Origin of the sequence: Streptomyces canarius, assembly GCF_014650735.1 — a bacterium.
In the GTDB taxonomy this organism is placed as follows: domain Bacteria; phylum Actinomycetota; class Actinomycetes; order Streptomycetales; family Streptomycetaceae; genus Streptomyces; species Streptomyces olivaceoviridis.
Window position 1 is genome coordinate 544,814 of sequence record NZ_BMVN01000001.1, and the last position, 17,931, is coordinate 562,744.

Sequence of the window (17,931 nt, forward strand, 5' to 3'; positions counted from 1 at the left end):
CGCGGAGGACCACGCGTCGGGATCGACGGCGAGAACGGCCCGCCTCGGGACACGGGTCGCACGTGTGCGGTCCGAGGCAGCTCGGGTACGGCCTGCCGGCCTCCAGCCACCCGATGTCCAAGCGGGGCTACGCCGGGCGGAGCACCCGCCCGGCATGCGGACGCGACCGCCCGGGAAGACCTGGCCGGAAGATCGTCGTCGCCGGTACCGTGAGCGCGTCCCGTGCGAGCCGCCGTCGTCTGCGCACCCCTTTTCCGGAGACCGGGAGAGCCGCACCGATGTCCTCGCTCGCCGTGCCCGCCGCGCTCGCGCCCCGCCGGGCCTGGCACACCGACCTGCCCGTGCTGCTCGTCGCGGTCTGCTGGGGCGCCAGCTACCTCGCGGCGAAGGAGATCACCACCGCCCGGACGGTGCTCGCCGTCCTGGTGCTGCGGTTCGCCCTCGCGCTGCCCGCCCTGGCCGTCGCCGGCCGCCGGGCCCTGCGCGCCCTCACCGGCGCCCAGTGGCGCGGCGCGGCCCTGCTCGGGCTGGTCCTCGCCGGGGTCTTCCTGCTGGAGACGTACGGGGTGGTGCACACCTCGGCGACCAACGCCGGTCTGATCATCAGCCTCACCATGATCTTCACCCCGCTCGCCGAGGCCGCCGTCACCCGCTCCCGGCCCACGCCGCCCTTCCTCGGCGCGGCGGCCCTGTCGGTGCTGGGCGTCGTCCTGCTCACCCAGGGCGCCGGCTTCACCCGGCCCTCCCTCGGCGATCTGCTGATGCTGCTCGCCGCGTGCGCCCGCACCGTGCACGTCCTGGCCATGTCCCGGATCAGGGCCGTACAGGCCGCCGGCGCGCTGCCGCTGACGACGGTCCAGCTCGGCTCCGCCGTCGCCGTCTTCGGCCTGCTGTCGGCCGCCGCCGGCGCACCGGCGCCCTGGACGGCGGCGACGGGTTTCGGCGCGCGGGAGTGGGCGGGGCTGCTGTTCCTGTCGGCGCTGTGCACGGTGTTCGCCTTCTTCGTGCAGATGTGGGCCGTCCGCCGCACCTCTCCCTCGCGGGTCAGCCTGCTGCTCGGCACCGAGCCGCTGTGGGCCGCCGGCGCCGGCATCGCGCTGGGCGGCGACCGGCTCGGCGCGCTCGGCCTGGCGGGCGGCGCCCTGGTGCTCCTGGGGACGGCGTGGGGACGCCGGGCGACAGCCTGACCGAAAGGCTGCTCGATTCCCTGGTCTGTGACCTGCCGCACATCGCCCGGAGGTTGATCGAAACGTTTGAGTTTCGCTGCGGGATTGCCTACCTTTGCAGTACGAAACTGTTTCGGACCGATGGCGACGGGGACACGGTCGTCCTGCCGGCGCTGACGCACAACCGAGCAATCCGAGCCCCATCAGGGAGTCCCATCGTGGAAGCCATCCCGGTCGCCACTGTCCAGGCCGGGCCGTCCGGCCAGACCCATGCCCCGCCGAAGCACCGCTGGTGGGCCCTGGCCGTGATCGGCCTCGCCCAGCTCATGGTCGTGCTCGACGCCACGATCGTGAACATCGCGCTGCCGTCCGCCCAGCATGACCTGGGCTTCGACAACAACGGGCGGCAGTGGATCGTCACCGCCTACTCCCTGGCCTTCGGCAGCCTGCTGCTGCTCGGCGGCCGGCTCGCCGACCTCTTCGGCCGCAAGACGACCTTCATCATCGGCATCGCCGGCTTCGCCGCCGCCTCCGCGGTCGGCGGCGCGGCGAACGGCTTCACCATGCTGGTCGTCGCGCGCGCCGTGCAGGGGCTGTTCGGCGCCCTGCTCGCGCCGGCGGCGCTCTCCCTGCTGACCACGACGTTCACCGAGCCCAAGGAACGCGCCAAGGCGTTCGGCATATTCGGCGCCATCGCCGGCTCCGGCGCCGCCGTCGGCCTGGTCCTCGGCGGTCTGCTCACCGAGTACCTCAACTGGCGCTGGACGCTGTACGTCAACGACGTCATCGCGATTCCCGCGCTGATCGGCGCGGTCGTCCTCATCGGCCGTTCCGTCCCGGCCGAGCGGCCCAAGCTGGACATCCTCGGCGCCGCGCTGGTCTCCGGCGGCCTGTTCGGTGTCGTCTACGGCTTCGCCAACGCCGAGACGCACGACTGGGACAACTGGATGACCTGGGGCTTCCTCGCCGCGGGCGGTCTGCTGCTGGTGGCGTTCTTCCTCTGGCAGGCCCGTGCGAAGCACCCCGTCCTGCCCCTGCGCGTCCTGGCCGACCGCGACCGCGCCGCCGCCCTGTCGACCGTGCTCATCTCCTCCGCCGGGATGTTCGGCGTCTTCCTCTTCCTCACCTACTACCTCCAGTCGACGCTGGGCTACTCGCCGGTGAAGAACGGCGTGGCCTTCCTGCCGATGGTCGGCGCGCTGATGGTGATGGCGCAGCTGTCCACCAACTGGCTGGTGCCGAAGATCGGTCCCAAGACCGTCGTACCCGTCGGCATGCTGCTGGCCGTGGGCGGCATGGTCTGGCTGACCCGCCTCGACCTGCACAGCAGCTACGCGCCGCATGTGCTGCCGCCGCTGCTGCTGCTGGGCGCGGGCCTCGGGATGTCGATGCCCGCGGCCATGAGCTACGCCACCCTGGGGGTGCGGGCGAGCGACCAGGGCGTGGCCTCGGCGGCCGTCAACACCACCCAGCAGGTGGGCGGCTCGATCAGCACCGCGCTGCTGAACACGCTGGCCGCCAGCGCGGCCACCGACTACGCCAAGCACCACCTGAGCGACCCCCTGGTCAAGGCGAACGCGGCGCTGCACAGCTACACCGTCGCCTACTGGTGGTCGGCCGGCTTCTTCGCCTTCGCCGTGCTCGTCACCGTGCTGCTGTTCCGCGCGAGGAAGAGGGCGAGCCTGCCTGCGGAGGATGCCGAGGGCCAGGCCCAGGCCGAGGCCGTCCCCGCCACCGGGGCCGTACCCGGCGCCGGGGCGACGGCCCCCACCGAGACCGCGGCCGAGGCCGCCGGGCGGACCGCCACCCCGACGGCCGTGGGCGCGGGCGGTGCGGCGGCCATCGGTGGACAGGTGCGGGACGGTGCGGGCGTACCCGTGCCCGGTACCGCGATCACCGTGCTGGACACGACGGGTCACCAGCTCGCCCGCACCACCTCCCGGGAGGACGGCTGGTACGCGGTGGACATCCCCGAACGCGGCAGCCTGGTCCTCATCGGCTCGGCGTCCGGGTACCAGCCGCAGGTCGCCACGCTGACCCTGGACGGCACACCCGTCTCCCACGACCTCGTGCTCCTGCCCAGCCCGGGCGGCGTGGCCGGCACGGTGCGCGGCGGGGACGGGGAGGTGCTTGCCGGTGCCCTGGTGGTGGCCACCGACCGGCACGGTGACGTGACGGCTTCCGCGACCACCGGTACGGGCGGCGGCTACCGGCTCGGCGACCTGCTGCCCGGGGACTACACGCTCAGCGTCAGCGCGCCCGGCCACCGCCCGGCGGCCGTGCCGGCCACCGTCTCCGCCGAGACCACCCGCTGCGACATCCGGCTGTCCACCGCGGCGACCCTGTCGGGGACGGTGCGCACGCAGGACGGACGGGTGCTGGAGGACGCCCGGGTGACCCTGATCGACGCCGCCGGGAACGTCGTCGGGACGCGCACCACGAGCGTCGACGGCAGCTACTCCTTCACCGACCTCGCCAGTGAGCAGTACACCGTGATCGCCGCCGGTTACGCGCCGGTGGCCACGCAGGTCACCGTGGACGGCGGCCAGGCCGGAGTCGACATCCTGCTCAGCCACAAGGAGGCGTAGCGCCGACGGGCCCCTCGTCCCGTGTCCGTTCTCCGTGGGGGGAGTACGCGGGGCGAGGGGCCCGGCCGGACCTCAGCAGCCGAAATCGACCAGGTCGAACGTGGCGTAGTGGTCGGAGGTGTAGTAGTCCTCCTGGGACGCCTCGCCGGTGACGACGCGTCGGGCGCCGCGCGTGGGCGAGCCGGGGGTGATCACCGTGTACTCGTGGTAGTAGCCGGACGGCCGGCCGGGCAGGACGCGTTCCCGGTTCTGGAAGACGGCGCCGTCCTGCGCGTACGGGAACGGCCCGCCCCGCTCGATCAGGTCGAGCGTGTCGTGCGCCTGCGAGGGCAGGTCGCTGGAGCAGATGCTGCCGACCGCGGCGGTCGCCGGGGTGGCCGTGACGGTGCCGCCGACGAGGAGGGCGGACAGGACGGCGGCTGCGGCGCCGGCGCGTGTGATCCGTGGGGGGAATCTCATGGCCTCATGATGACGCGCGTAGAAGGTGGCATGTCAATGACAACCCTGAAGAATTTCCCGTGAAGTCCGAGGAGTTTTCAGGGAGTCGGCCAGGCGCGCCCGGCGTCTCGGTCGGCCTGCCGGCCCGCCCGCCGTGTCGGGCACGATCCGGACGCCGTGTGCGTTCACCCGGTACCGGCCGCTGTCCGGGACCTCGGGGCAGTCCACAGGGGGAGCCATGGCACGAGTGATCGACCTGACGGAGTCCGGCGACGCACTCCGCCGGGACCCCCACCCGGTCTACGCGCGGCTGCGCGAGCGGGGTCCCGTCCACCGGGTCAGGCTCGCCACGCCGGGCGGAGCCTGGGAGACCTGGCTGGTGGTGGGGTACGAGGAGGCGCGGGCCGCCCTCGCCGACCAACGGCTGGCCAAGGACATCGCCAAGACGGGCTTCGTGCCCCTGGACGAGCAGCTCATCGGCAAGTACCTGCTGGTCGCCGACCCACCGCAGCACACCCGCCTGCGGGGCCTCGTCGCGCGTGCCTTCACCATGCGCCGGGTCGAGCTGCTGCGCCCGCGCATCCGGCAGATCACCGACGAACTGCTCGACGACATGCTGCCGCGCGGCCACGCCGACCTCGTCGACTCCCTCGCCTACCCGCTGCCGATCACCGTCATCTGCGAGCTGCTCGGGGTGCCCGAGATGGACCGCGCGGAGTTCCGGAAGATCTCCACGGAGGTGGTCGCGCCGACCGGCACGGACTCCGGACGCGCGGCGACCGTCCGCCTCGCGGAGTACCTCACCGAGCTGATCGAGGACAAGCGGTGCGCGGGCCCCACGGGCGATCTGCTCGGCGACCTGGTCCGCACCACCGCCGAGGACGGTGACCGGCTCTCGATGGACGAGCTGCGGGGCATGGCCTACCTGCTGCTCATCGCCGGCCACGAGACCACGGTCAACCTCATCGGCAACGCCGTCCTGGCGCTGCTCACCCATCCCGACCAGCTCGCGGCCCTGCGCGCCGACCCGACCCTCCTCGACGCAGCGGTGGAGGAGACCCTGCGCTGGGAGGGGCCGGTGGAGACCGCGACGTACCGGTACGCCGCCGAGCCGCTGGAGATCGCGGGCACCGGGATCGGGCGGGGCGACGACGTGCTGATCGGCCTCACCGCCGCCCAGCGCGACGGCGCCCGGTTCGCCGACCCCGACCGCTTCGACATCCGCCGCGACACCCGGGGCCACCTCGCGTTCGGCCACGGCATCCACTACTGCCTGGGCGCGCCCCTGGCCCGCCTGGAGGCCGGCATCGCCCTCGGCGCACTCCTGGACCGCGCTCCCGGCCTCACCCTGGACGGCGAGCCGGGGGAGTGGCTGCCGGGCATGCTCATGCGAGGCGTGAGAAGCCTGCCGGTCCGCTGGTGACGGCGTACGTCCCAGGTGTACGAGCCTGCGCCCCGCCACCCGCCCCCGCCCCCCCTCGGCCCTACAGCGCCCCCCTTCCGCCCGGCACCTCGACCAGGGCCACCGGGCGCCGTTCGCGGCGGGAGCGTTCGCAGGCCTCGGCGATACGCAGGGCCTGGAGCGCCTCGCGGCCGTCGCACGGGTTGGGCCGTTCGCCGCGCACCACCTCCACGAAGGCGTTCAGTTCGGCCTCGTAGGCGGGGCCGAACCGCTCCAGGAAGCCCGTCCACGGCTTGTCCGCGGGCGGCGGCCCGGTCGGCTCGGTGGACGCGAGAGGCGTACGGTCGTCCAGGCCCACCACCACCGTGTCCCGCTCCCCGGCCAGTTCCATGCGGACGTCGTAGCCGGCGCCGTTCAGCCGGGTCGCCGTCGCCGTGGCCAGGGTGCCGTCGTCCAGCGTCAGCAGCGCCGCGCCCGTGTCGACGTCCCCGGCCTCCCGGAACATGGCGGGGCCGCGGTCCGAGCCGGTGGCGTACACGTCGGTCACCTCGCGGCCCGTCACCCAGCGCAGCACGTCGAAGTCGTGGATCAGCGTGTCCCGGAACAGCCCGCCGGACAGCGGTAGCCACTCCACCGGTGGCGGGGACTGGTCGCAGGTCAGGGCCCGTACGGTGTGCAGCCGGCCGAGCCGGCCCGCGCGGACGGCCTCCCGGGCGCCGGCGTAGCCCGCGTCGAACCGCCGCTGGAAGCCCATCTGGAGAACCGTCCCGGCCGTCTCCACCTCGGCGAGCGCGTGCAGCGTGCCCGGCAGGTCCAGCGCGATGGGCTTCTCGCAGAAGACCGGCAGGCCCGAGCGGGCCGCCCGGCCGATGAGCTCGGCGTGGGCCGCCGTCGCCGTGGTGATCACCACCGCGTCCACGCCCCACCGGAAGATCTCGTCCACGCCCGGCGCCGCCGTCTCGCCCAGCCGGTGCGCCAGCGTCTGCGCCCGCGCCGGGTCCGTGTCCGTCAGGATCAGGGATCCGACCTCGCGGTGGCGCTTGAGCGTCCTCGCGTGAAGGGTGCCGATGCGGCCCGTACCGATGACCCCGATGCGCATGGGAACAAAGTGAGGGCCGACCCCGTACGCTGTCAATGCATATGTCCGGACAACCGGACTACACGACTTCCCGTCAACCGGGCACAGGGCTACGCTCGGGCCCGTGCCGAAACCAGATGTGGACCCGACCGTGTCGCTCGACCTCCGCGTGGACCGTAGCTCCCCGGTGCCGCTGTACTTCCAGCTCTCCCAGCAGCTTGAGGCCGCCATCGAGCACGGCCGCCTCACCCCGGGCAGCCTGCTGGGCAACGAGATCGAGCTGGCCGCGCGGCTCGGCTTGTCCCGGCCGACCGTCCGCCAGGCCATCCAGTCCCTCGTCGACAAGGGACTCCTCGTGCGGCGCCGGGGCGTGGGCACCCAGGTCGTGCACAGCCAGGTCAAGCGCCCGCTGGAACTGAGCAGCCTCTACGACGACCTGGAGGCGGCCGGCCAGCGTCCCGCGACGAAGGTGCTGGTCAACACGGTCGTCCCGGCCTCTGCCGCGGTCGCCGCCGCACTCGGCGTCGCGGAGGGCGGTGACGTCCACCGCATCGAGCGGCTGCGCCTCGCGCACGGCGAGCCGATGGCGTACCTGATCAACCACCTGCCGTCCGGCCTGCTCGACCTGGACACGGACCAGCTGGAGGCCACCGGCCTGTACCGGCTGATGCGCTCCGCCGGCATCACCCTGCACAGCGCCCGCCAGTCCATCGGCGCCCGCGGCGCGACGGCCGCCGAGGCCGAGCGGCTCGGCGAGGCCGAGGGGGCCCCGCTGCTCACCATGCAGCGCACCACCTTCGACGACACCGGCCGCGCGGTGGAGTTCGGCGACCACACCTACCGCCCGAGCCGCTACTCCTTCGAGTTCCAGCTGCTCGTACGCCCCTGAGCGAGTGACCGCCTTCGTCGCAATGTCCGGACAATGCGACCCGTGGGGGCTCCCCGGTCACGTCATGGGTGTTCCGCGTGTTCGATACTGGAGTGTTTGGGGCCGCTGATGCGATCGACGGCCCCTTGCGTCTGTACGAACACGGCAAGAAGGGCACGGCCTCGTGGCACGGTTTCGGACCTGGGTAGGCATAGCGCTGGCGGGGGCACTCTCCGTGTCCCTGGCGGCATGCAGCAGCACCGGAGGCAAGCGGGCGGAGGACGCCCGCAAGGCCGCCGCCGCCCAGGGCAGGGCGGCGGTGAACACCCCGCGCTGGACCTTCGCGATGATCACCCACTCGGGGGACGGCGACACCTTCTGGGACATCGTGCAGAGCGGCGCCAAGCAGGCCGCCGTCAAGGACAACATCAACTTCCTGTACTCGCACGACGACGAGGCCCAGCAGCAGGCCCAGCTGGTGGACGCGGCCGTGGACAAGAAGGTCGACGGCATCATCGTCACCCTCGCCAAGCCGGACGCCATGAAGGCCGCCGTGGCCCGCGCCGAGAAGGCCGGCATCCCGGTGATCACCGTGAACTCCGGCTCGGAGGAGTCCAAGGCCTTCGGCGCCCTCACCCACATCGGCCAGGACGAGACCATCGCCGGCGAGGCCGTCGGCGACGAGCTGAACAAGCGCGGGAAGAAGAAGGCCCTGTGCGTGCTGCACGAACAGGGCAACGTCGGCCACGAACAGCGCTGTGACGGCGTCGCCAAGACCTTCCACGGCACGCTGCGCAAGCTCTACGTCAACGGCACCAACATGCCCGACGTGCAGTCCGCCATCGAGGCCAAGCTCCAGGCCGACAAGTCCATCGACTCCGTCGTCACCCTCGGCGCGCCCTACGCCGACACCGCCGTGAAGGCGCGGACGGACGCGGGCAGCAAGGCCGAGATCGACACCTTCGACCTCAACGCCAAGGTGGCGGCCTCCCTGAAGGACGGCACCCTCGGCTTCGCCGTGGACCAGCAGCCGTACCTCCAGGGCTACCAGGCCGTCGACCTGCTGTGGCTGTACAAGTACAACGGCGACGTCCTCGGCGGCGGCAAGCCGGTGCTGACCGGCCCGCAGATCATCACCAAGGACCAGGCGTCCGCCCTCGCCGAGTACACCGAGCGGGGCACCCGATGAGCACGGTCACGGACGGGAAACCGCTCGACGAAAGGGTGGTGCAGGCCTCCGTGCTGCGGAAGCTGCTGGCCCGCCCGGAACTGGGCTCGGTCGTCGGCGCCCTCGCCGTCTTCGTCTTCTTCGCGTTCGCCGCCGACGGCTTCCTGCGCGCCAGCAGCCTCAGCACGGTCCTGTACGCCTCCTCGACCATCGGGATCATGGCCGTCCCCGTGGCCCTGCTGATGATCGGCGGCGAGTTCGACCTCTCGGCGGGCGTCCTGGTGACGTCGTCCGCGCTGGTCTCCTCGATGTTCAGCTACCAGATGACGGCGAACACCTGGGTCGGCGTGGGCGTGTCCCTGCTGGTCACGCTGGCCATCGGCGCCTTCAACGGCTTCATGCTCACCCGCACCAGGCTGCCCAGCTTCATCATCACGCTGGGCACCTTCCTGATGCTGACCGGCATGAACCTCGGCTTCACCAAGCTGATCGACGACACGGTCTCCACCAAGAGCATCGCCGACATGGAGGGCTTCCCGAGCGCCCGCGCCGTCTTCGCCTCGACGATCGACGTCGGCGGGGTCGGCATCAAGGTCACCATCCTGTGGTGGCTGGGCCTGGTCGCCCTCGCCTCCTGGATCCTGCTGCGCACCCGCACCGGCAACTGGATCTTCGCCGTCGGCGGCAACGAGGACGCGGCCCGCGCGGTCGGCGTCCCGGTCGCCCGGACCAAGATCGGCCTCTACATGGGCGTCGCCTTCGGCGCCTGGATCTCCGGCCAGCACCTGCTGTTCTCCTTCGACGCCGTCCAGTCCGGCGAAGGCGTCGGCAACGAGCTGATCTACATCATCGCGGCCGTCATCGGCGGCTGCCTGATCACCGGCGGCCACGGCAGCGCGGTCGGCTCGGCCGTCGGCGCGCTCCTGTTCGGCATGACCAGCAAGGGCATCGTCTTCGCCGAGTGGAACCCCGACTGGTTCAAGTTCTTCCTCGGAGCGATGCTGCTCCTCGCGACCCTGCTCAACGCCTGGGTCCGCAAGCGCGCGGAGGCCACCAAGTGACACTCGTCGAGCTGACCGACGTCAGCAAGCACTACGGCACCGTCCGCGCCCTCGAAGGGGTCTCGCTGGAGGTCCACGCGGGTCAGATCACCTGTGTCCTCGGCGACAACGGCGCGGGCAAGTCCACCCTGATCAAGATCGTCGCGGGTCTGCACCGGCACGACGGCGGCACCCTGCGCGTCGAGGGCGAGGAGACGACCCTCTCCTCCCCGCGCGAGGCCCTGGACCGGGGCATCGCCACGGTCTACCAGGACCTGGCCGTCGTCCCCCTCATGCCGGTCTGGCGCAACTTCTTCCTCGGCTCCGAGCCCCGCAAGGGCGCCGGGCCCTTCAAGCGCCTGGACACCGACTTCATGCGCCGCACCACCCGCGAGGCACTGCTGCGCATGGGCATCGACCTCCGGGACGTCGACCAGCCCATCGGCACGCTGTCGGGCGGCGAGCGCCAGTGCGTCGCCATCGCCAGGGCGGTCCACTTCGGCGCGAAGGTCCTGGTCCTGGACGAGCCGACGGCGGCACTGGGAGTCAAGCAGTCCGGTGTGGTCCTCAAATATGTGGCGGCGGCACGGGACGAGGGCCTGGGCGTCGTCTTGATCACCCACAACCCGCACCACGCGTACCTGGTGGGGGACAGGTTCGTGCTCCTGAGGAGGGGCACGATGGTGGGCCATTACACACGGGACGACATCACGCTGGACGAGTTGACCCAGCAGATGGCCGGGGGATCCGACCTGGACGCGCTACGCCATGAACTGCAACGAGGCTGAGGGGCGCGGAACCGTGCCGATGTGCGGCTCCGCCGCGTGGGCGCGACAAGCCACGACGCGCCCGCACCCGGTGCCGGACGCGCACCCGTCCCTCCGGCCCCGCGCGGCACCCGGCGTGCGCGTGCGGCACAATCGAGCCCGATGAGCACCTACCGCGACCTCACCGCCCCCATCGGCTCCCGCCGAGCCCCGGTCCTGCGCACCGTAGGCACACGAGAGCGCCGGTCACATCTGACCGCACCCCGTGTCCCCACCGTCGGCATCGACATCGGCGGCACCAAGGTGATGGCGGGCGTCGTGGACGCCGACGGCAACATCCTGGAGAAGCTCCGCACGGAGACCCCGGACAAGTCCAAGAGCCCCAAGGTCGTCGAGGACACCATCGTCGAGCTGGTGCTGGACCTGTCCGACCGGCACGACGTGCACGCGGTCGGCATCGGCGCCGCCGGCTGGGTCGACGCCGACCGCAACCGCGTCCTGTTCGCCCCCCACCTGTCCTGGCGCAACGAACCGCTGCGCGACCGCCTCGCCAGCCGGCTCTCCGTACCGGTCCTGGTGGACAACGACGCCAACACGGCCGCCTGGGCGGAGTGGCGCTTCGGCGCCGGCCGCGGCGAGGACCACCTGGTCATGATCACGCTCGGCACCGGCATCGGCGGCGCCATCCTGGAGGACGGCCAGGTCAAGCGCGGCAAGTTCGGCGTCGCCGGCGAGTTCGGCCACATGCAGGTCGTCCCCGGCGGACACCGCTGCCCGTGCGGCAACCGCGGCTGCTGGGAGCAGTACAGCTCCGGCAACGCGCTGGTCCGGGAGGCGCGCGAGCTGGCCGCCGCCGACTCGCCGGTCGCCTACGGCATCATCGAGCACGTCAAGGGCAACATCGGCGACATCACCGGCCCGATGATCACCGAGCTGGCCCGCGAGGGCGACGCGATGTGCGTGGAGCTGCTCCAGGACATCGGCCAGTGGCTCGGCGTCGGCATCGCCAACCTCGCCGCCGCCCTCGACCCCTCCTGCTTCGTGATCGGCGGTGGCGTCTCGGCCGCCGACGACCTGCTCATCGGCCCGGCCCGGGACGCCTTCAAGCGGCACCTCACCGGCCGCGGCTACCGCCCCGAGGCCCGCATCACCCGCGCCCAGCTCGGCCCCGAGGCGGGCATGGTGGGCGCCGCCGACCTGGCCCGGTTGGTCGCCCGCAGGTTCCGCCGGGCCAAGCGGCGCCGGGTGGAGCGGTACGAGCGCTACGAGCGGTACGCCCAGGGCCGCCGCGACCGGGACACCGCATGACGCCGTCGCTGCCCCACCAGGGCGGCCCGCCGGACGAGCGGCAGCGGCCCGCCGAGGACGCGCGTCACAAGGCCAGGCGGCGGGCGCTCACCCTGCTGATCATCGTCCTCCTCATCGGCGTCCCGGCCGGCTACCTGGTGATCTCCGCGAACCAGAGCCGCGACAGCGGCAAGGACAAGGAGGCGAAGTACTCGGCGACCGGTCTCACCCCGGGGTGGCCGTCGAAGGTGCAGCGCCGTCTCTACCAGGTGGCCGTCCCGCACCCCGCCGACGACATCGCCTACTACGAGACGAACAACTGGAAGACCAGCCGCCTCTACGTGCAGTTCCGCACCAACCCCGCCGGTCTGGACAGCTTCCTCCAGGCCATGGGCGTACGCCGGGACCAGCTGAAGAAGGACGACATCGCCGTCGGCGAACGCGACCGGAAGGTCAGCGGCTGGACCTTCGACGGCACCGGCCCCTGGTGGGGCCTGACCCACGAGCAGAAGAACCCGGCGCCGACCCAGGACGTGGTCGTCAACCTGTCCGACCCGGCGTATCCGATGGTGTTCGTGGTCTCCCGCACGGTCCCGTAGGGCCGTGACCCGCGTGCAGAGCCGATTGTCAGACCCCGCCCGTAGAGTCGAAGACGTCTGATCCGACACACGGGCGGGAGGTGGCAGGACGTATGAGCGGCACGGTCGCGGTGGCCGAGCGTGCGGGGGGTCCCCGGGAGGCGGGGGCCGGGCACCCGGTCCCGGTGCGCCTCGCGTCGGTCTACCTGCCCGCGCCCCTGCCGCGCCAGGGCCGCCTCGCCTTCTGGGACCCCGCCGGTGACCCGCTGCCCACCGCGAGCGGGGGCACCCCCGAGGAGCTGACGGTCGTACGACGGCACGGCGCCGGTGTGCGCCGCCGGCAGGTGCCCGCGCTGACCCTGCCCCTCGCCGAGGCCCTGCCGCTGCTGGTCGGCGCCCGGCGCGACCCGGCCGCCCACCCGGCCACCGCCTGCTGGGGCGCCGCCGCCCTGCACGCGCTGCGGCTCGTCGCCCGCGGCCGGCTGCTGCCGGGCCTGACCCCGGCCGGCCACGACGCCTGGCGGGCCGGCCCGCTGGAACCCGACGACATCGCCCACCTGCGCGCCATCGCCGCGGCCCTGCCCCCCGAGGGCCATGCCGTGCCCCTCCCCGGTCCGGGCGCGCTCCGGCTGCCCGAGCCCGAGGCCCTCATCCGGTCCTTCCTGGACGCGGTCGCCGACACCCTGCCGCGCACGCCGGCTGCCACCTACACCGCCGGCCGGCCCTTCGCCGCCCGTGAACCCCAGGCCCTGCCCGCGGCGCACGAATGGGCGGCCGAGGTCGCCGCCGGGATGGACGCGGGCGTCCGGATCTCGCTCCGCCTGGACCTGTCCGCGTACGACGTCTTCGACGTCGGCGCCGCCGAGGGCGCCCGCGCCGCCGGAGCGGCCGTCGTCCAGGTGCACAGCCTCGCCGACCCCACCCTGGTGGCCGACGCGGCGGCCCTGTGGGCGGGGGAGGCGGACGGGGCGTTCGGGCCCCGCGCACGCGTCGACGCGGCCCTCGCCGTGCGGCGCGCCGCACGGGTGTGGCCGCCCCTGGACCGCCTCGCCGAGCAGGACGTCCCCGACGTCCTGGCCCTGTCCGAGGAGGAGCTCGGCGAGCTGCTCGGTGTGGCCGCCTCCCGGCTCGCCGCCGCCGGGGTCGCCGTGCACTGGCCCCGGGACCTCGCCCGCGACCTGACCGCCACCGCCGTGGTCCGCCCGGCGCCCGGCTCGGCGACCGACGGCACCGGCTTCTTCGAGAGCGAGGACCTGCTCCGGTTCCGCTGGCAGCTGGCCCTCGGCGGCGACCCGCTCGGCGAGGCCGAGATGGACGCCCTCGCCGAGGCCCACCGCCCGGTCGTACGGCTCCGGGACCGCTGGGTGCTGGTCGACCCCGCGCTCGTCCGCAAGGCCCGCACACGTGAACTGGGCCTGCTGGACCCGGTCGACGCGCTCGCCGTCGCCCTCACCGGCACCGCCGAGGTCGACGGGGAGACCGTCGAGGCCGTCCCCGCCGGTGCCCTGGCCACCCTCCGCGACCGCCTCACCGCCGGCCTGCGCCCTGCCGACCCGCCCCCCGGCCTGCGCGCCACCCTCCGCGACTACCAGCTGCGCGGTCTGGCCTGGCTCGACCTGATGACCTCCCTCGGCCTCGGCGGCTGCCTCGCCGACGACATGGGCCTCGGCAAGACCGTCACCCTCATCGCCCTGCACCTGAAGCGGGCCCGCACCGAGCCGACCCTCGTCGTCTGCCCGGCCAGCCTCCTCGGCAACTGGCAGCGCGAGATCACCCGGTTCGCGCCCGGCGTCCCCGTCCGCCGCTTCCACGGACCCGAGCGCACCCTGGACGGCGTGGACGGCGGCTTCGTCCTCACCACGTACGGCACCATGCGCTCCACCGCGGCCCGCCTCGCCGAACAGCCCTGGGGCATGGTCGTCGCCGACGAGGCCCAGCACGTGAAGAACCCCTACTCGGCCACCGCCAAGGCGCTGCGCACGATCCCGTCCCCCGCGCGCGTGGCGCTGACCGGCACCCCCGTGGAGAACAACCTCTCCGAACTGTGGGCCCTGCTCGACTGGACCACCCCCGGACTCCTCGGCCCGCTGAAGTCCTTCCGCGCGAGGCACGCGCGGGCGGTGGAGAACGGGGAGGACGAGGAAGCGGCGCGGCGCCTGGCCCGGCTGGTCCGCCCCTTCCTCCTGCGCCGCAAGAAGTCCGACCCCGGCATCGTGCCCGAGCTGCCGCCCAAGACGGAGACGGACCACCCGGTGCCGCTCACCCGGGAACAGGCCGCGCTGTACGAGGCGGTGGTGCGCGAGTCGATGCTGGCCATCGAGACGGCGCGGGGCATGGCCCGCCGGGGCCTGGTGCTGAAGCTCCTCGGCGCCCTGAAGCAGATCTGCGACCACCCGGCGCTCTACCTGAAGGAGGACCCGCGCCCCGACCGCCTGGCCGTCCGCTCCGGCAAACTCGCCCTCCTGGACGAGCTGCTGGACACCCTGCTCGCCGAGGACGGCTCGGCGCTCGTCTTCACCCAGTACGTCGGCATGGCCCGCCTCCTCACCGCCCACCTGTCCGCCCGCGCGATCCCCGTCGACCTGCTGCACGGCGGCACGCCGGTGCCAGAGCGCGAACGCATGGTCGACCGCTTCCAGGACGGCGGCACACCGGTGCTGGTGCTGTCCCTGAAGGCGGCCGGCACCGGCCTGAACCTCACCCGTGCCGGCCATGTCGTCCACTTCGACCGCTGGTGGAACCCGGCCGTGGAGGAGCAGGCCACCGACCGCGCGTACCGCATCGGCCAGACCCAGCCGGTGCAGGTCCACCGCCTGGTCACCGAAGGCACGGTGGAGGACCGCATCGCCGAGATGCTCGCGTCCAAGCGCGCCCTGGCCGACGCGATCCTCGGCTCCGGCGAGGCGGCCCTCACGGAGCTGACGGACCGCGAACTCTCCGACCTCGTCTCCCTGCGGAGGATTCCATGACACCCCCGCCCCGCCCCGGCGACGCCGCCCGCCGGGCCCTCCGCGCGGCCCGCGAGCGAGCGGAGACCGAGCGGGCGCGGACGGCGGGACCGACGCGGGACACCCCGGGGGAAACGGCTGCCGAGCCGGCCGAGGGGGAGGCGACGGCTCACGGGACGGAGCCGGAGCCGGTGGATGAGGGGCGAGCGGGGCTCTCTGGTGGCGGGACGACCGCCGGCGACCGGGTGCCGTCCGATGGCGAGAGCGAGCCGGGGGGCGTGCCGGGCGTGGGGCTTGCCGCTGGCGGCCGGGGTGAGCCGGATGACGCGGTGGAGTCCGGTGGTGGGGGTGAGCCGGGTGACGAGGAGCCGGCCGGGCTTGCCGGTACCGGCGGGGACAGGCCCGGCGATGTGGCGCGCGCGGCTCTGAGGGCCGCCGTTGCCACGCGCCGGGGCCGGGGCGCACCGCCGACGGCCGCCGGCCCGGCACCGGTGGCCGATGCCGACGCCCCGGTGGCGGAGGGAGACCGCGCGGAGGCCGCACGTCCTGGAGCGGGGTCCGGGCGGGGAGCGGACGCGGCTGACTCCGCTGCCGCTGACACGGGTGCGGAGGGTGCAGGGCCGGCCGGTGCCACGGGCGGGCGTCCCGGTGACGTCGCCCGGGAGGCGCTGCGCGCGGCCCGGCGCGAAGCGTCCCGCGCGCAGGCGGCGGACCCCCGGCGAGAGCGGCGGACACCGGCGCGCTCCGCTACCGCCACGCCGCGTACCTCACCGGCACCCGGGCAGCAGACCTCGGCCGCCAGGACCAAGGCCGCGCAGGACATGCGGCACTACCTGGCGACCGCCTTCCGCATGCCCACGTGGGCGGAAACCCCCGAGGAGCCGGAGGAGCACGCCCCGCCCACGCCGACCGAACCGACCCCGCCGGCACCGGCGTCGGCACCACCGCCCCCGGCGTCCGATCCGTCGGAGACCGCCCCTGCCGTGCGGTCCTCGGCCCTGCCGACGGAGCCCTCGGCTTCCGTACCGTCCGCGCCTCCGGTGTCCGGCCCTTCCGCCGAGGTGCCCCGCACCACTCCCGCGGCCCCGAAGGCGCAGGCGCCCACGCCCACTCCCACGCCCAAGCCTTCGGCGCACACGTCCGCCCGCCCCGACCCGGCCGGACCGTTCGCCCGCTGGACCCCGGCCGCCCGGCCCACCCCGGCACAGGCCGGCCCGTCCGAGCCCTCCGCGCACCCCAGCCCCGCCCCCGACCCCGGCACCTCTCCCGCCCCCGCCGCCCCGCACGTACCGACGACCATGGCCACCCCCCACCGCGACACCGAACTCCGCCGTACCTTCCCGGCGTTCGCCCCGCGTGAGACCGCCGGTGGGACCGGGCCGTTCGCCGGGACGTGGTGGGGCAACGCCTGGGCCGGGGCGTTGGAGCAGGGCGCGTTGGACGCGAAGCGGCTGGCGCGGGGGCGGGGGTACGCGGACCAGGGGCACGTGGACGCGATCACCGTCACCCCCGGACTCGTGCTGGCGTACGTGCGCGGAAGCCGGCCCCGGCCGTACCGCGTACAGGTGCGGGTGCGCACGCTGGAGGACGAGGACTGGGAGAGGTTCCTGGACGCCGCGGCCGACCGGCCGGGGCACATCGCGGCGCTGCTCGACAAGGAGTTGCCCCAGTCGCTCGCCGACTGCGGGGTGCCCCTGCTGCCCGGCCCCGGTGACCTCGCCCCCCGGTGCAGCTGCCCCGACTCCGGCCACCCCTGCAAGCACGCCGCGGCCCTGTGCTACCAGACGGCCCGTCTGCTCGACGCCGATCCCTTCGTGCTGCTCCTGCTGCGCGGCCGGGGCGAGAGGGAACTGCTCGACGCGCTGTCCCGGCGCAGTGCCGCCCGAGCCGCCCGCGCCGCCCGGGAACGGCAGCCGCGGACGCTGCCGGGCGTCCGTGCCGCCGACGCCCTCGCTCCGCGTGAACTCCCGCCGCCGCCCCGGCCGTTGCCGGTGCCCCCGCACCCCGAGCAGCCCCCGGCGTACCCGTCGGTGCCCGGCGGCCCTGACCCCTTCGCACTGGACCAGCTGGCGACCGACGCCGCCGCCCGCGCCCACGCCCTGCTCGCCACCGGACGCGATCCGGTCGGCGAACTGACCCTGTGGCAGGACGCGGTACGACTCGCCGCGGCCCGCCCCGGTTCCGGACTGACCGCGGCCACCCGCACGCTGTACGCCACGCTCGCGGACGCCGCCCAGCGCACCCCGGCCGATCTCGCGCGTGCCGTCGCGGCCTGGCGGCAGGGCGGCTCGGCGGGGCTGGCCGCGCTGGAGGAGCCGTGGGACCCGCCGGCCGGCCGCTTCGACCGGGCCCGCCCGCTGCTGCTCGCCGCCGACCTGCCGGCGTTCCGGCCCTGGCGCAACCGCCTCACCCACCCACGCGGCCACGTCCAGCTCCGCCTGGGCCGCGACGGCCTGTGGTACGCCTACGAGTCGGACCCCGGCCAGGACGACTGGTGGCCCCGCGGCACCCCGGACCTCGACCCGGTCGGCGCCCTGACCGGCCTGGGCATACCCGACGACGCGATCTGAGCAACGGCCGTCGGCCACAGGGGCGTTGCCGCG

The 17,931-nt window shown here is 73.9% G+C and carries 13 protein-coding genes; 11 read left to right on the plus strand and 2 right to left on the minus strand.

Annotated features, from left to right (window positions below; all coding sequences use genetic code 11):
- Positions 1-278: 278 nt before the first annotated feature.
- Positions 279-1,187: a DMT family transporter gene (locus IE294_RS02270; RefSeq protein ID WP_189881696.1), complete on the plus strand. Its 909-nt coding sequence runs from the start codon at positions 279-281 to the stop codon at positions 1,185-1,187.
- Between the two features lie 197 nt (positions 1,188-1,384).
- Positions 1,385-3,754: an MFS transporter gene (locus IE294_RS02275; RefSeq protein WP_189881698.1), complete on the plus strand. Its 2,370-nt coding sequence runs from the start codon at positions 1,385-1,387 to the stop codon at positions 3,752-3,754.
- Positions 3,755-3,826: 72 nt separating this feature from the next.
- Here the strand turns inward: IE294_RS02275 and IE294_RS02280 are convergent, their stop codons facing one another.
- Positions 3,827-4,213, minus strand: a complete 387-nt coding sequence (locus tag IE294_RS02280; RefSeq protein WP_189881700.1) for a ribonuclease domain-containing protein — start codon at positions 4,211-4,213, stop codon at positions 3,827-3,829.
- A 217-nt stretch (positions 4,214-4,430) separates the two neighbouring features.
- Here IE294_RS02280 and IE294_RS02285 point away from each other — a divergent pair, with 217 nt between their 5' ends.
- A complete protein-coding gene (locus IE294_RS02285) occupies positions 4,431-5,615 on the plus strand; it encodes a cytochrome P450 family protein (protein ID WP_189881702.1) in 1,185 nt (394 codons plus the stop codon).
- 61 nt (positions 5,616-5,676) lie between these two features.
- On the opposite strand, the gene IE294_RS02290 is transcribed toward IE294_RS02285, so the two are convergent.
- On the minus strand, positions 5,677-6,693 hold the full coding sequence (locus tag IE294_RS02290; protein WP_189881704.1) for a Gfo/Idh/MocA family protein: 1,017 nt from the start codon (positions 6,691-6,693) through the stop codon (positions 5,677-5,679).
- A gap of 130 nt (positions 6,694-6,823) precedes the next feature.
- Between IE294_RS02290 and IE294_RS02295 the strand changes: the two genes are divergently transcribed.
- The 8 genes from IE294_RS02295 to IE294_RS47315 all read left to right on the plus strand — a co-directional run bounded on the left by IE294_RS02295 (position 6,824) and on the right by IE294_RS47315 (position 17,898).
- Positions 6,824-7,561 (plus strand): GntR family transcriptional regulator, encoded by a 738-nt coding sequence (locus IE294_RS02295; RefSeq protein WP_189881817.1) that lies wholly within the window; start codon positions 6,824-6,826, stop codon positions 7,559-7,561.
- Between the two features lie 163 nt (positions 7,562-7,724).
- The gene (locus IE294_RS02300; RefSeq protein ID WP_189881705.1) at positions 7,725-8,729 is read left to right on the plus strand and encodes a sugar ABC transporter substrate-binding protein; all 1,005 of its coding nucleotides are present in this window, start codon (positions 7,725-7,727) and stop codon (positions 8,727-8,729) included.
- Positions 8,726-9,769, plus strand: a complete 1,044-nt coding sequence (locus IE294_RS02305; RefSeq protein WP_189881707.1) for an ABC transporter permease — start codon at positions 8,726-8,728, stop codon at positions 9,767-9,769. Before IE294_RS02300 ends, IE294_RS02305 begins: the two co-directional genes overlap by 4 nt.
- Positions 9,766-10,536, plus strand: a complete 771-nt coding sequence (locus IE294_RS02310) for an ATP-binding cassette domain-containing protein (RefSeq protein WP_189881710.1) — start codon at positions 9,766-9,768, stop codon at positions 10,534-10,536. The genes IE294_RS02305 and IE294_RS02310 overlap by 4 nt, the downstream gene beginning before the upstream one ends.
- Positions 10,537-10,677: 141 nt before the next feature.
- Positions 10,678-11,823, plus strand: a complete 1,146-nt coding sequence (locus IE294_RS02315) for an ROK family glucokinase (protein ID WP_189881718.1) — start codon at positions 10,678-10,680, stop codon at positions 11,821-11,823.
- Positions 11,820-12,401, plus strand: coding sequence for a sugar kinase (locus IE294_RS02320; RefSeq protein ID WP_189881720.1), 582 nt, complete (start codon positions 11,820-11,822; stop codon positions 12,399-12,401). The genes IE294_RS02315 and IE294_RS02320 overlap by 4 nt, the downstream gene beginning before the upstream one ends.
- A gap of 92 nt (positions 12,402-12,493) precedes the next feature.
- A complete protein-coding gene (locus IE294_RS02325) occupies positions 12,494-15,349 on the plus strand; it encodes an SCO1167/SCO6262 family helicase (protein WP_189881722.1) in 2,856 nt (951 codons plus the stop codon).
- A gap of 389 nt (positions 15,350-15,738) precedes the next feature.
- Positions 15,739-17,898: an SWIM zinc finger family protein gene (locus tag IE294_RS47315; protein WP_229917003.1), complete on the plus strand. Its 2,160-nt coding sequence runs from the start codon at positions 15,739-15,741 to the stop codon at positions 17,896-17,898.
- Positions 17,899-17,931: the final 33 nt, after the last annotated feature.

Excerpts from the sequence above, each read along its gene's own strand:
- IE294_RS02305 (WP_189881707.1), top strand. The coding sequence starts at position 8,726 with ATGAGCACGGTCACGGACGGGAAACCGCTCGACGAAAGGGTGGTGCAG.
- IE294_RS02325 (WP_189881722.1), top strand. The coding sequence starts at position 12,494 with ATGAGCGGCACGGTCGCGGTGGCCGAGCGTGCGGGGGGTCCCCGGGAG.
- IE294_RS02315 (WP_189881718.1), top strand. The coding sequence starts at position 10,678 with ATGAGCACCTACCGCGACCTCACCGCCCCCATCGGCTCCCGCCGAGCC.
- IE294_RS02280 (WP_189881700.1), bottom strand. The coding sequence starts at position 4,213 with ATGAGATTCCCCCCACGGATCACACGCGCCGGCGCCGCAGCCGCCGTC.
- IE294_RS02320 (WP_189881720.1), top strand. The coding sequence starts at position 11,820 with ATGACGCCGTCGCTGCCCCACCAGGGCGGCCCGCCGGACGAGCGGCAG.
- IE294_RS02285 (WP_189881702.1), top strand. The coding sequence starts at position 4,431 with ATGGCACGAGTGATCGACCTGACGGAGTCCGGCGACGCACTCCGCCGG.
- IE294_RS02270 (WP_189881696.1), top strand. The coding sequence starts at position 279 with ATGTCCTCGCTCGCCGTGCCCGCCGCGCTCGCGCCCCGCCGGGCCTGG.
- IE294_RS02290 (WP_189881704.1), bottom strand. The coding sequence starts at position 6,693 with ATGCGCATCGGGGTCATCGGTACGGGCCGCATCGGCACCCTTCACGCG.